Raw genomic sequence first — 12,853 nt, forward strand, 5'->3', positions numbered from 1 at the left:
ACCGTATAGTTCATATAAATCACGCGCCATGGCCGAAGTCAAGACGAGTGCGTCACAAGCGCGTGTGATCAAGGCGGCGAGGCTCCGCCAGGTTCAACCAGAAGTCTCGAGCAGAGAAGGGATCTGACATGACGAAATTGATGCCGGCGTTGTTCGCAGCGGCTGTGGTAGCGTTTGGCAGCGCAGCAGCTTTTGCCCAGGAGAACCGGGGTACACCGGAGCAGCGGGCGGCCTGCACGGCCGACGCCTTTCGCCTCTGCAGTGCCTACATTCCCGACCCGTCGGGAGTCGAAGCCTGTCTGCGGCTCAGGAAGTCGGATCTGAGCGAAGGTTGTAAAGCGGTCTTCGAGCAGGCATCCACCGGATCGGTCAGGGGCAGATAACGCGCGACGTTGCGGCGTGATGTGACCGGGCGTTGCCCTGAACCACATCCGCACCGCGACAGGAGACAGGAGCGTTCTTATGAGCACGGTGTACATACCGGCCCTGGCTGCCTTCGGCGGCTCTGCGGTCGGCGCGGTCTCGACCATCGTCAGTGGATGGTTTAACGGACGCCGAAGGCGGCGCGAGCTTCATCATGCCCGCTCGTTCTCGAAGCGCGAACAATTGTACCATAGCTTCATAGAGGAGGCATCGCGGCTCTATGCCTACGCCCTGGTCAATGATCACGCCGAAATCCCGCAACTGGTCAGCCTCTATACGCTGGTCGGACGCATGCGGATCTTGTCGAGCAACGAGGTCGTTCAGGCCGCCGAGAGAGCCGGGCACTTGATCATCGAAACCTATCTCTCGCCAAATCGCACATTCGTCGATCTCCCCAAATTCATCGAGGAGATGGATCCCTTGCGTGATTTCGGAGAGGCCTGTCGCCGCGAGCTAATGAACATTCCGGCGCAGTGAGAGGCGGTATGTGCGAGCAGATTGAAGACCGAACGAGGAGCGCCCGCCGCAAGATCGTGCAGGCCGCCATCCATCTCTATGGCGAGGTGGGACACAACAAGACCACCGTCGCCGACATCGCGCGGAGCTTGTCGATGTCCTCAGCCAACGTCTATCGATTCTTTCCCTCAAAACAGGCGATCGAGGAGGCTGTGGTGGAGGAGGTGCTCGAGGAGACGGTCAGTGCGGCGGCTGAGGCGGCCCGTGGCAGTGGGCCAGCGCTGCGGCGCCTTGGCGCAATCCTGAAGGCCATCGCCGACTGCAATGAAGGTCGACCGGCGAAGCATCGACGACTGCAAGACCTGATAACTCTGGCCGTCCGTCAGAACTGGACGGTCGTCCTCACCTATGACGACAGGATCCGAGGCTTGGTGTGCCCGGTCATCGGCAATGGGCAAGCATGTGGGGAACTGCAGGGCGGCAGTCCGATGGCGCTCACCTGCTGCCTGCTGGGAGCCATGGATGTCCATCTCAACCCATCCCGGGGCGGGGCTGCGACGCTGCGGCCAAGCTTCGACGAGATGTTGAGATTTTGTACGGGCGCTTTGCGTCGCCCTGCTCCTACGACCAGTCCGTCTCGCAAGCTGCCAGGAAAAAGCCGACACGCTCGCGCACGAAGCCGGGAAGTTCCTTCTTTAGGTCCTTCTGAGTTTCACCGACGAGCGACCGAAACAGCATCGGTAGCAGAATCAGGTCGAGAAAGATCTGCGCGGTAGCACGGCTTCGCTTGGCGCTGAAAGGGCCCTTCGGGGTGCGAGCGAGCTTCTGCGTGGCGTCGTCCAGCAACTGGGACACTGCGGCCAGGGAGCGATCGCGCGCAGCGTCGTGAACGTTGCGGCTCAATTCGGGAAAGCGCTGCGATTCCGCGATCGTCGCGCGCACCATGCCGAGCGATTCCTCGACCACTCTCTCGACGATGGCCGTCCCGAGGCTCAGCAACTTGTCCTCGATGGTGCGACCCTCGGGCGAGAAGCCCTCGAAGTCCGTCAACCCATCGATGGTGCGGGCCACCACCGCCGCGAACAGCGCTTCCTTGCCGGGGAAGTGGGCGTAGATCGTCGGCTTGCTCGCGGGAGCGAGCTCGGAGATGTCGTCGATGCTGGCGCTGCGGTAGCCCTTCTCCAAAAACAGCTGCTGAGCCGCATCGAGAATTCGCTCCTGTGCGTCGCCGGCAAGATCCTTGGGCGGTCTGCCTCGCTTCGTCTTCTTCATTCTTGAACCTCCGAAATCACGAGTCTGTGCGCGTCGCTTTCCCACTTGACATGGCTCGCAAAGAAAGGCAACAAAAAGAAAATATACGGTATAGTTTATTATTTCGTCAGGCTGCACGTTCCCGAGCTTGGCGAGCGCCCCCAAACGATCGGGGTCGCAAAGGTGAAGCGTTCTACCCCGATCGTCCGAGCCCAATGAGGAGAATGTCGTGACTGTTTTGAGCCCAGCCCCGTCCGGCTTTCAGGAGGGCGTGCTGTTACGCGAGCTGAATCGCAGGGTCACCAACGGTGTCGCCTTCGCTATCGACCTGGTCTCCGCCGCCGCCATCCGGGTCGACGGGACGGAAGCCAAGAGCGCGCTCAGCGATGTCGTCGAGCTGCTGCATGGCTACGCCGACGTGCATCGTGTGCTGGCCATGCCCGCGGGCGACACGCTGACCCACGCCGCGACCTACATTCGCAAACTGGGCTGTGGCATGCGCCGGGCACTCCTGGACCGGATGAACATTCAGCTGGCATTCGCGACCGGGTCCCTCGCGCTTGAGCCGGAGCGCTGCTGGCATCTGGGGCTGATCGTCCATGAGCTCGTGATGCACGCGGCAAGACACGCTTGTTTCGACGCCCGGGCCGGGCAGATCACGATCAAGCTGACGCGTACCGGTGCGCTGGTGAACTGCGTGATCCTGGACAACGGCTCGCGTCCCGCGCGGGAAGCTTCCGACCGTGAATTGCGAATTGCCAGGGATATCGCGCGGGCGCTCGGCGGCCGGATCGAGCAGGGTTTCGGGACCGAATTCACCTCGATTGTCCTCTCGTTCCCGCTGACCGAGCGCGAACGGGGCGCAAACTGGTCAATCGCAACGCGCCAGATGAGGGCTCCGCGCCGCACGAGAGTCCCCGCTTCGAACGTGGCCGCGCTCGGTTCCCGCCGACCCGCCGATGCGCTTGGCAGGCTGTTGACGCTCTCCCTTCCGGTAAACGCGCCATGATGAACCAGCGCTCCAATCGCAATCATCGAGCGCCGCGTGCGACGAAGGTCCTCGTTACAGCGGCCGCGCTCGTCAGCGTCGCGCTGAGCGGCTGCAATGATCACGCGACGCACACGGCCACGCGCGCCGCGCTGGTCCGGACCATGATCGTGCAGCCGCGCGATCGGCAATCCTCCATCACATTGACAGGAGAGGTCCAGGCGCGCTTCCGTGCCGATCTTTCGTTCCGCGCCAGCGGACGCGTGGTTGCTCGCACCGTGGACGTCGGCGCTCACGTCAACAAGGGCGACGTCCTCGCCCGCCTGGATCCGGCCGAGCAGGCGGCCGACGTGGATGCTGCGACGGCGGCCGTGGCCTCCGCCGACGCCCAGCTGCGCGTGGCGAGGGCCACGTTCGAGCGGCAGAAGGCTCTCATCGCAAGCGGCTTCACCACCCGGACCGTTTACGACCAGGCCCAGGAAGGCCTGCGAACCGCAGAGGGCGTGCTGGAAGCGGCCAAGGCGCAGCTTGGCACTTCGCAGGATGCGCTTGGCTACACCGTCCTGCGCGCCGAAGCCGACGGTGTCGTGACCGCACGAAATCTCGAGGTCGGCCAGGTCGTTCCGGCTGCCCAACCCGTGTTCTCGCTTGCTCAGGACGGGGAGCGGGATGCCGTCTTCGAGGTCTATGAATCCGTCTTCCTTGGCCAGCCCGACAGCCGCCGCGTGACGCTGGCGCTGGTCTCCGATCCCACCGTGGCAGCAGCGGGCGAGGTCAGAGAGATTTCTCCGGCCATCGACGCGAAGAGCTCCACGATCCGCGTCAAAGTGTCCATCGAGAACCCACCGGCTGCGATGACGCTGGGCGGCGCCGTCGCGGGAACGGTGAAGGCGAAAGCTCAGAATGAGATCACCTTGCCCTGGAGCGCGCTGATGGCGGCGGGCAGGAAGCCTGCCGTCTGGACAGTCGACCCGAAAACGCAGACGGCGTCGCTGAAGCCGGTCACTGTCGGCGCCTATGAAGCCGGTCAGGTGCTGATCAAGGCAGGGCTCGAGCCCGGCGAGCGCGTCGTCGTCGATGGCGGCAAGCTTTTGAGTGTCGGTCAGTCCGTCACTGAGGAGGGAGGTCAATCATGAAGCGACAGGTCATGATGATCGCTGGCACGCTCGCGGCGGCCTCGTTGCTTACCGGCTGTCAGCAGGAGACGAACGCGCCGGCCCCCGTGCGCCCCGTGCTCTCAATGGTGGCCAAGCCGAACAGCGGTGACAGCACGGCTGCCGTCGGCGTCGTCGAACCGCGCTACAAGACCAACCTTGGCTTTCGCGTACTCGGACGGCTGACTTCGCGCCCGGTCTACGTTGGCGACATCGTCAGCGAAGGACAAATCATCGGGACGATTGATCCCACCGCACTCGATCTCGCCGTTCGCGCGGCCAAAGCTCAGCTTTCGAAGGCCGAGGCGCAGCTTGCGACAGCCAAGGCCACGGAGGGGCGGCAACGCACGCTCATCACCAGCGATGCGACCACCAGGCAGACGCTTGATAATGCCGAGCAGGCTCGCGCCGGCGCCGAAGCAAACGTCGCGCAGGAGCAGGCGAACCTGACGAAGGCGATCGAGCAACTCGGCTATGCCCAGATCAAGGCCGACTTCGGTGGCGTCGTCACCGCTGTCGGCGCGGAAGTAGGCCAGGTGGTTTCGCCCGGTCAAACCGTGGTGACGGTTGCGCGGCCGGACGTTCGCGAGGCAGTCGTCGATATCGGGGAAGATCTGCCTGTGCCGCTCGAAGTCGGTCTCCCGTTTACCGTCGGCCTGCAGCTCCTCCCCACCGTTCAGGTCGAGGGCAGGATCCGCGAAATCGCGCCGCAAGCAGATGCAGTGACGCGGCTGCGACGTGTCCGGATTGCACTCGACAACCCACCCGAAAGCTTCCGCCTCGGCGCGACCGTCACGGCAAAGCTCGGCAAGGACCAGAGCGTGGACTTGCGCCTGCCCGCATCAGCGGTGCTCGCCAAGGATGGCGCCGATTTCGTCTGGGTGGTCGATCAGTCCGCCGGCACCGTCTCGCTGCAGAAGATCGATGGGGTCGTCGAACGGGCGGGCATCCGCGTCACCGGTGGGCTTGCCGCCGGCACCCGCGTCGTCACCGCCGGAATCCACAGCCTCAAGCCGGGACAGCACGTCCGCTTCGAACAGGATCAAGAGCCATGAAGTCGTTCAACCTTTCCGACTGGGCGCTCGGCCATCGCTCGCTCGTCTGGTATTTCATGATCGCCTTCATGGCGGCCGGCCTGTTTGCCTATCTCCAGCTGGGACGACAGGAGGATCCTGACTTCACTATCAAGACCATGGTGGTCCAGGCGCAGTGGCCGGGCGCCTCGCCCGAGGAGATGACGCGTCAGGTCACAGACCGGATAGAGAAGAAGCTGGAGGAGCTGGAATCGCTCGACTACACCAAGAGCGTGACGGTCGCAGGCCAGACTACCGTCTTCGTTTACTTGCGCGATTCGACCAAGGCGGCGGACGTCAAGCCGACCTGGGTGCGCGTCCGCAACATGATCGCAGACATCAGGGGCGATTTCCCGCAAGGCGTGATCGGACCCGGTTTCAACGACCGCTTCGGTGACGTCTTCGGCAACGTCTATGCGTTCACCAGCGACGGCTTGAGCCAGCGACAGCTTCGCGATGAGGTCGAGGACATCCGCGCCAAGGTGCTGACGGTGCCCGATGTCGGCAAAGTCGACATTCTCGGTGCTCAGGACGAGGTCATCTATCTCGAATTCTCCACCCGCAAGATCGCGGCGCTCGGCCTCGACGTCCACGCCATCATGAATTCGCTCCAGGGCCAGAACGCGGTGGCGCCCTCGGGCGTGTTCCAGGAGGGGCCGGAGCGGATCAGTGTCCGCGTGAATGGCCAGTTCACATCGGAGGCGAGCCTCAAAGCCGTCAATCTCCGCATCAACGATCGCTTCTTCCCGCTGACCGATGTTGCGACCATCACGCGAGGTTACGCCGATCCGCCGTCGACGCTGTTCAGATACAACGGTCAGCCCGCCATTGCGCTCGCGATCGGCATGAAGTCCGGTGCCAACCTGCTCCAGTTCGGGGAGGCTCTGAAGGAGGAGATGAGCAGGATCATCGCCGACCTGCCGATTGGCGTCGGCGTGCACCTCGTTGCCGACCAGCCCGTCGTGGTCGAACATGCCGTTTCCGGCTTCACCGAAGCGCTGTTCGAGGCCGTGATCATCGTGCTCGGCATCAGCTTCCTGAGCCTGGGCTTCCGCGCGGGGCTCGTGGTCGCCATCGCTATTCCGCTCGTGCTCGCGATCACCTTCGTCGTGATGGCCTATTGCGGCATCTCGCTGCAACGCATTTCGCTGGGGGCCCTGATCATCGCGCTTGGCCTGCTGGTCGACGACGCCATGATCGCGGTCGAGATGATGGTGGCGCGGCTCGAGATCGGCGATCCCCTCGAAAAGGCGGCAACCCACGTCTATACCTCGACCGCGTTTCCGATGCTGACGGGAACGCTGGTCACCGTGGCCGGCTTCATCCCGATCGGGCTCAACAGCAGCAACGCCGGCGAGTTCACGTTCACCCTGTTCGTGGTGATCGCGGTGTCGTTGATCGTCTCCTGGATCGTGGCCGTCTTGTTCACGCCGCTGCTCGGCGTCACCATTTTGCCGGCCAGGATGAAGGGACATCACGAGCAGAAGGGCCGCGTGGCGCAGACGTTCGCGCGCCTCCTCCTGTTCTGCATGCATCACCGCTGGAGCACCGTCGCCGTGACGGCCGGCGCCTTTCTTCTTGCATTGTTCGGCTTGCAGTTCGTGCAGCAGCAGTTCTTCCCCTCGTCCGACCGTGCCGAGCTCGTCATCGATTGGAACCTGCCGCAGAACGCGTCGATCACTGACACCAACGCTCAGATGACACGCTTCGAGCGCGAGCAGTTGCAGGGCAATGTTTCGGTTGAGCACTGGTCCACCTATGTCGGCACCGGTGCGCCGCGCTTCGTGCTGTCCTTCGACCTGCAGACCGCCAACACCTGGTTCGGCCAGCAGGTGATCGTGACCAAAGGCGGCATCGCCGCGCGCGACAAGCTCAAGTCGCAGTTCGAGGACTATTTGAGGAAGACGTTCCCGGGCACCGACACCTACGTCAAGCTGCTCGAGGTTGGCCCTCCCGTCGGCCGTCCGGTGCAATACCGCCTGAGCGGCCCCGACATTGCTGAGGTCCGCGACCTCTCGCAGAAGCTTGCAGGCGTCATTCGCAGCAGTCCTGACCTCGGCAACGTGGTGTTCGATTGGATGGAGCCGGCGCGCGTCGTCAAGGTCGATGTGCTCCAGGACAAGGCGCGCCAGCTCGGCGTGACCTCGGAAGACATCGCCACAACCCTGAACTCGGTGCTCCAGGGCTCTCCGATCACGCAGGTGCGCGACAGCATCTATCTCGTCAATGTCACGGGACGTGCGACCGCGCCGGAACGCGCCTCGATAGACACGCTGCGTGACCTGCAGATGACCGGGCTCGGCGGCCAATCGGTGCCGCTCGGGGCCGTCGCCAATCTGCGCTACGAGCTCGAGCAGCCGACGATCTGGCGGCGCGCGCGTATTCCGACGGTCACGCTGAAGGCCGGCGTCGTCAGCGACGTTCAGCCAAAGACGATCGTCGACCAACTCGCGCCGAGGGTGGCGGAATTTGCAAAGCAGCTGCCCGCGGGCTACTCGATCAAGACCGGCGGCTCAGTGGAAGAGAGCGCCAAGAGCCAGGGGCCGATCATCGCGGTCGTGCCGTTGATGCTGTTCGTCATGGCGACCGTGCTGATGGTACAGCTGCAGAGCTTTTCGCGCCTGTTCCTGGTGTTCGCGGTGGCGCCGCTCGCGCTGATCGGCGTCGTCATGGCCATGTTGCCGAGTGGCGCGCCGCTGGGCTTCGTCGCCATCCTCGGCGTGCTGGCCCTCATTGGCATCCTGGTCCGAAACTCCGTGATCCTGATCGTGCAGATTGAGGATCTGAAGAAGGAGGGGGTGCCAGCCTGGGAAGCCGTGGTGGAAGCAACCGAGCACCGTATGCGACCGATCCTTCTGACGGCCGCCGCCGCAAGTCTCGCGCTCATTCCAATCGCGCGCGAGATTTTCTGGGGCCCGATGGCCTATGCCATGATGGGTGGCATCATCGTCGGTACGCTCCTGACGCTGCTGTTCCTGCCGGCGCTCTATGTGGCGTGGTTCCGGATCCATCCGGACTATGGGGATGAATCTCCTTCACAAGAACCCGAAGCCGTTGCGAACGAGGCACTGGCCGAACAGAGGCCCGCTCACCACGCCCCGGCGCCTGTGCTCGAGCCCCAGATCTAGAATGGAGTCGACGATGCTCTCGAAGACGTTATCAACCTTTGCCTGCCGGCCCGCCCCCGGTGGCTCAAGCAGGTCCCCCAGCCCTTGCGGGTCCCCCGCAGCCCGGTCCCTCTGTCGCTGGCCCTGGGCCTCGCTTCGGTCCGAGATCTGGGCCGCGCGCTGATCTCGCCGCGCGAGGTGGGACCCGGGTCAACATCGGCAGTGTCGGGGCTTATCGCTATGGTAGTGCGCACGGATATGGCCGGCTGATACACGGCCGGCTCTTACGCCGGCTCTTGTGGTTGGATTTATCGTTGTAAGCCATTGACCTCTAATGATCGGATTTTGGCTCAGTTGGAAAAATTCTCTCGTAAAATCAATGATACTAGCATGTCTCTTAATCAGCGGGTCCCAGGTTCGAGCCCTGGTGCGCCCACCATCCTTAAGAGATTGGCCCGCAAGGGCTTTTTTCATTCCTTCGACAGAACAAACCGAGTGTCATGCGACGCTTTTGGTGGTCGCACGCCGTGCGACGTCTCAGATGTTTGGGGAATTATTCATCGCACCGAGCTCAGACGGTCCTTGTTTGCGCGGAGAGCGATGAAGCGTACGCCTCGCCTTAGGAAGGCGGGAATCGCGGACGGTGATTGCGCGCTACACCGCTCCACCGGATTAACGAAACTCTGCCGCCGTCCGTCCAGCCCTTCATCCCTTCCTTTCGAACCTGCAATTCAAGCCTGTCGATGCCGGAATCGGCACGCGCCCCATTGCGGGCGCGGTTGTGCTTCACGATGGTCTGTTCGCTTCGGTATGAATGTCCAGTGATGTCGCAGATCGTCAGCAAGTCGCAGCCAGCTCGATCGAGCAGCATGACGCAAGTATCACGCAGGTCCTCGTCGTGCTTTTGGTCAAGTTCGCCGGCGCCGTTTACAAACATCAGCGCGGGACAAGGCTTCAGGCGCCATGCTGTTTCATCTCCATTGCTGTCGCGTCCGGTCTGCGCAGCTCGGCGTCGAGAACCGCTGCGTGGTGCCATTCAACTCCTTCAGCGAATTCAACAACGCCGAAGGTGGCGACATCTGGTTCGCGCTCGACGAGACCCGGCCCCTCGCCTGCTTCGCCGGTATCTGGGTCAACGGGACGTCATTGCGAAAGGTCCAAGGAAGGAGAGACCGCCAACGACCTCTATGCGTTCCTCACGACTGAGCCGAACGCCGAAGTCGGCGCCATTCACCCTAAGGCGATGCCGGTGATCCTGACGACCGCGGAAGAGTACGACGTTTGGATGCGAGCGCCTTGGGATGAAGGCTCAGACGCTACGGCGTCCTCTTCCAGACGGCACACTCAAGACAGTGGCCCGGCGTGAAGGAAGATCCCGCACCGCAACCTAGCCTGACGCATCCGTTTCGAAGCTGCGATTTCGCAGCGTGATCCGACGTGGCGGAGCCACTCCGAGGCTCCGTCCTGAGCGAGGTTATCGCTCGGGAAGACGAGGCAAGCGTCGTTTTCCTCAGGCGTAGCCGCGCTCCTGCGCCTTGGTGAGGTAGCGACGGACTTTGTGCTCGAAGGCGCACCACTCGGCCAGGAGCCTCGATCAGCTCGTGTCCCCACCCCAGACTATCCACCAGCCGGCGCCTCGCCTCGTCGAAAATAGCGACCGGCGCCGCGCCGGGCGAGGTAGGAGGAACGGGTCACGCTGGCGTTACCACCTTTCCCCACACTCCAGTTACGCGGTTGGGGCAAGCGTTTCACCGAGCAGGGTACTTAAACGATCGAACTTCCTCCAAGCGGATTCTTGTCGCCAAAGCGCGATCGCGCGCGAAGCCGCATAATCATCGACATCAATATCATCACGTCACCCACGCCTTGTGTGTGACGACGCGGATCCGTTCGATCCTCCCGCGGCCGCCGCGGCGGCGTTCGCTGGCATGGAGGTCCGGTCTATAGCCTCGATCAACTCCCGCTTGCTCAGCACCCGTCCGGCATGAGTCGCGGGCAGCCAGAGCATGTCGATGGACGTCGGCCTGAGCCTGATCGTGTCGGCATCCGGGCCGAACGGTTCGGCACGTTTCAGATCGCGTCATTGGCTTTCAGGGAGGAATATGCGCTGCCCGCTTTTTTCTTCTGTTGATCCAGACCCTTAAAGGGGGCCGGTAGCTCCCCGCTGCTCCTGGGATTGTCACTCTCCGCCGGACTTCAGAAAAATTTTGGAAGACGTCGGCCCGACTCCATGAGATGCATGAGCGAGCACAATGCCGCGCGCGGGGCGGCGATCGACAGGTTCAGGTTTCGGATCGGAGCCGCCGCGCTGCTCGTTTTTCAAAGTGCGATCGAGAAGGCCGTCACGCGCTGTTGGCGGTCCGTGAACCCGGGGGGGACGCTTGGGATCTTTTGCGATTGACGGTTTCGGACCGTCCGCCGGGTTGTCCCGACGCCGATGGTGATGACTGCCGACGATATCCTGGCGCATCCGGCGTTGGAGAGCTGCGTTCGCGGCCAGGCTCAAGCGTTGCTGGCGATACACGATGCCAGCCCGCGAACTTCGTCGCCGTTCGCGACCCAGCAGCGCTGGCTGATGAGTCAGGCGATGCTGGCGGCTTATTTTCGCAACGAGGCACAGCAGATCGATTCCGGAATTCTGCCCGCACGACTGGTCGATCCGATCGTCGCCCACGGACTCGCAAGCCGCAACACTGCGTCAGCCTTCGTCAACGAGATGCTGAAATACGGCATCGTGCGCCATGTCACGGGGAACGAAGGCCGGCGCTATCGGCCGATCGAGCCGTCGCCAATGGCCCTTGCAGTGTTGTCGCATTGGCTGGGGGCGCATCTGACGGCGCTGGACGGGCTCGATGGCGGCAACAGGTCGGTCGAACTGCGTGAGCGGCCGGCTCTGCTCGGCGCGATTCAGCCGCTCATCGCCGATGGCCTGCTGGCGTCGCGCGCGGTTCGGGAGCCGAACGGAACCTTCTCGCTGTTTACCTGGATCGACGATGGCGGCGTCGTGATGGATCGCCTGATCGTCGGGTGTCAGCAGGATTCGATCGCTCTCTCACGCATTCCGACCGATGTGACGTCGGTTTCGTGGTTGGCGCGGGGACTCAATCTGTCGCGGAGCCAACTCGCCCGCAAATTCGCCACCGCCGAGACGATGGGCAGCCTTGGTTGGTCCGGCGTCCGCGGCAAATCCGCGTTGTGGGTATCGGCCGAATTCTGGCGCGAATATCACGCCGCGCAAGCGGTGAAGCTCGCCATCATCGACGCGGCTCTCGAAGCCTGTCGCCCGTATTGCGAGGGCGATCAGGCGCGCGGCGTAGCGGCTACCTGATGATGCCGGTCGTCGCGAAATTCGCGAGGATCAGCCGTGCCAGAACCGATAGTCAAGACCGAAGCGAATCTGGTCGAACCGCTCGCCGCGCGACCAGCTGAAGGTCTGGGTGCTGCCTCTAAATCCGGCCGTCGATACCGAACTGGTGACGTTGCCGAGATCGACATGAAGCCATTCGGCGCGCGCAAACCAGTTGCCGTCGATATTCCATTCGCCGCCGAGGCCAGCCACCCATCCAGACCGCGTCACCGAACTGCTCGACGTTCCCGCGGTCGCTAAGGGCGATACGCCGCAGCCGCCGACAAGACAGCTCTGCGTGGCCGTTGTATCAACGCGTCCCCAAGCGGCGCCGCCGGTGACGTAGATCAGGAATTTGTCCATGGCGATGGTGCCGAAGCGGCCGCGCACCGTCGAAAGCCAAGCGGTCTTGCTGCTCAGCGAATCCGTGCCGAAGCCGGTATCGCCGCAAACACCCGGCACAATGGTCCCACGGCAGAAGCCGTATTTGGCATTGGTGTAATCGCCATCAGCTTCAATGCCGACAAGCCAGCGCTGGGCGAATTGCCAATTGTAGCCTGCTTGCACGCCACCGAGAAATCCGGTCGCGTCATTCCGATTGGCAGCCGGAAATGCGCGATTAGGGAGTGTATCCGTAAAATTCGACGTTCCCGAATTCGAATTGATGACGCCGCCAATGTTGCCACCGATATAAAAGCCGGTCCAGCTGAGCGCCGGCGGTGCGGCGACCACGGGCGCCTTCACGGCCATGTCAGCCGCAAACGCCGGCGTCGCGACGAGAGCCGCAAGGCCAAGAATACTGAGCGCGATTTTGTTCAATGCCCCCTCCAGAAAAACGTTTCGTCGGCACGGACGAATGAAAGCAATTCGTGGTTGACCCTAGCATCCGAAAATAGCGCACACCACTACTATGTGGAAGCCAAGTGGCGTTCGCGGCATTTCAGGAAGCCGACTCAGACGATTCATCCACGCCCGATTCATCCACACCGCGCGGATTTTGCACGGCGCCGATTATTGCGGAGCGTCATTGTGAACGCGCGTTCAGCGGCGTTGTG

At 62.9% G+C, this 12,853-nt stretch carries 11 protein-coding genes and 2 pseudogenes; 9 read left to right on the forward strand and 4 right to left on the reverse strand.

Going from position 1 to position 12,853, the window contains the following annotated elements:
• Nucleotides 1-128 precede the first annotated feature (128 nt).
• From QA642_RS13145 to QA642_RS13155, 3 genes and pseudogenes are all read left to right on the forward strand, one after another.
• The gene (locus QA642_RS13145; protein WP_283085043.1) at nucleotides 129-383 is read left to right on the forward strand and encodes a hypothetical protein; all 255 of its coding nucleotides are present in this window, start codon (nucleotides 129-131) and stop codon (nucleotides 381-383) included.
• Nucleotides 384-462: 79 nt separating this feature from the next.
• The gene (locus QA642_RS13150) at nucleotides 463-900 is read left to right on the forward strand and encodes a hypothetical protein (protein WP_283085044.1); all 438 of its coding nucleotides are present in this window, start codon (nucleotides 463-465) and stop codon (nucleotides 898-900) included.
• A gap of 8 nt (nucleotides 901-908) precedes the next feature.
• A pseudogene (locus tag QA642_RS13155) lies at nucleotides 909-1,031 on the forward strand (TetR/AcrR family transcriptional regulator); the annotation flags it as partial.
• Nucleotides 1,032-1,067: 36 nt separating this feature from the next.
• Here the strand turns inward: QA642_RS13155 and QA642_RS13160 are convergent.
• The gene (locus tag QA642_RS13160) at nucleotides 1,068-1,409 is read right to left on the reverse strand and encodes a hypothetical protein (protein ID WP_283087165.1); all 342 of its coding nucleotides are present in this window, start codon (nucleotides 1,407-1,409) and stop codon (nucleotides 1,068-1,070) included.
• Nucleotides 1,410-1,500: 91 nt separating this feature from the next.
• Nucleotides 1,501-2,151 (reverse strand): TetR/AcrR family transcriptional regulator, encoded by a 651-nt coding sequence (locus tag QA642_RS13165; RefSeq protein ID WP_283086874.1) that lies wholly within the window; start codon nucleotides 2,149-2,151, stop codon nucleotides 1,501-1,503.
• 208 nt (nucleotides 2,152-2,359) lie between these two features.
• On the opposite strand from QA642_RS13165, the gene QA642_RS13170 reads away from it, so the two are divergent.
• The 4 genes from QA642_RS13170 to QA642_RS13185 all read left to right on the forward strand — a co-directional run bounded on the left by QA642_RS13170 (nucleotide 2,360) and on the right by QA642_RS13185 (nucleotide 8,473).
• A complete protein-coding gene (locus QA642_RS13170) occupies nucleotides 2,360-3,139 on the forward strand; it encodes a sensor histidine kinase (RefSeq protein ID WP_283085045.1) in 780 nt (259 codons plus the stop codon).
• Between the two features lie 143 nt (nucleotides 3,140-3,282).
• A complete protein-coding gene (locus QA642_RS13175) occupies nucleotides 3,283-4,254 on the forward strand; it encodes an efflux RND transporter periplasmic adaptor subunit (protein WP_283085046.1) in 972 nt (323 codons plus the stop codon).
• Nucleotides 4,251-5,327 (forward strand): efflux RND transporter periplasmic adaptor subunit, encoded by a 1,077-nt coding sequence (locus QA642_RS13180; protein WP_283085047.1) that lies wholly within the window; start codon nucleotides 4,251-4,253, stop codon nucleotides 5,325-5,327. The genes QA642_RS13175 and QA642_RS13180 overlap by 4 nt, the downstream gene beginning before the upstream one ends.
• Nucleotides 5,324-8,473 carry an efflux RND transporter permease subunit gene (locus tag QA642_RS13185; RefSeq protein WP_283085048.1) on the forward strand — a complete coding sequence of 1,050 codons (3,150 nt, stop codon included), beginning with the start codon at nucleotides 5,324-5,326 and terminating at the stop codon, nucleotides 8,471-8,473. Before QA642_RS13180 ends, QA642_RS13185 begins: the two co-directional genes overlap by 4 nt.
• Before the next feature lie 598 nt (nucleotides 8,474-9,071).
• Here the strand turns inward: QA642_RS13185 and QA642_RS13190 are convergent.
• Nucleotides 9,072-9,488 (reverse strand): hypothetical protein, encoded by a 417-nt coding sequence (locus QA642_RS13190; RefSeq protein WP_283087166.1) that lies wholly within the window; start codon nucleotides 9,486-9,488, stop codon nucleotides 9,072-9,074.
• On the opposite strand from QA642_RS13190, the pseudogene QA642_RS13195 reads away from it, so the two are divergent.
• Nucleotides 9,458-9,843 (forward strand): annotated as a pseudogene (locus tag QA642_RS13195) (SOS response-associated peptidase family protein); the annotation flags it as partial. The gene QA642_RS13190 and the pseudogene QA642_RS13195 sit on opposite strands and share 31 nt — an antisense overlap.
• A gap of 1,052 nt (nucleotides 9,844-10,895) precedes the next feature.
• Complete coding sequence (locus QA642_RS13200) at nucleotides 10,896-11,780, forward strand: hypothetical protein (protein ID WP_283085049.1); 885 nt, start codon at nucleotides 10,896-10,898, stop codon at nucleotides 11,778-11,780.
• Between the two features lie 30 nt (nucleotides 11,781-11,810).
• On the opposite strand, the gene QA642_RS13205 is transcribed toward QA642_RS13200, so the two are convergent.
• Complete coding sequence (locus tag QA642_RS13205) at nucleotides 11,811-12,530, reverse strand: outer membrane beta-barrel protein (RefSeq protein ID WP_283085050.1); 720 nt, start codon at nucleotides 12,528-12,530, stop codon at nucleotides 11,811-11,813.
• Between the last annotated feature and the right edge of the window lie 323 nt (nucleotides 12,531-12,853).

It is taken from the genome of Bradyrhizobium sp. CB2312, assembly GCF_029714425.1.
Taxonomy (GTDB): Bacteria; Pseudomonadota; Alphaproteobacteria; order Rhizobiales; family Xanthobacteraceae; genus Bradyrhizobium.

Coding starts and splice junctions, on each gene's coding strand:
- QA642_RS13180 (WP_283085047.1), top strand. CDS start 4,251: ATGAAGCGACAGGTCATGATGATCGCTGGCACGCTCGCGGCGGCCTCG.
- QA642_RS13150 (WP_283085044.1), top strand. CDS start 463: ATGAGCACGGTGTACATACCGGCCCTGGCTGCCTTCGGCGGCTCTGCG.
- QA642_RS13175 (WP_283085046.1), top strand. CDS start 3,283: ATGATCGTGCAGCCGCGCGATCGGCAATCCTCCATCACATTGACAGGA.
- QA642_RS13145 (WP_283085043.1), top strand. CDS start 129: ATGACGAAATTGATGCCGGCGTTGTTCGCAGCGGCTGTGGTAGCGTTT.
- QA642_RS13185 (WP_283085048.1), top strand. CDS start 5,324: ATGAAGTCGTTCAACCTTTCCGACTGGGCGCTCGGCCATCGCTCGCTC.
- QA642_RS13160 (WP_283087165.1), bottom strand. CDS start 1,409: ATGGACATCCATGGCTCCCAGCAGGCAGCAGGTGAGCGCCATCGGACT.
- QA642_RS13165 (WP_283086874.1), bottom strand. CDS start 2,151: ATGAAGAAGACGAAGCGAGGCAGACCGCCCAAGGATCTTGCCGGCGAC.
- QA642_RS13190 (WP_283087166.1), bottom strand. CDS start 9,488: ATGGCACCACGCAGCGGTTCTCGACGCCGAGCTGCGCAGACCGGACGC.
- QA642_RS13200 (WP_283085049.1), top strand. CDS start 10,896: ATGACTGCCGACGATATCCTGGCGCATCCGGCGTTGGAGAGCTGCGTT.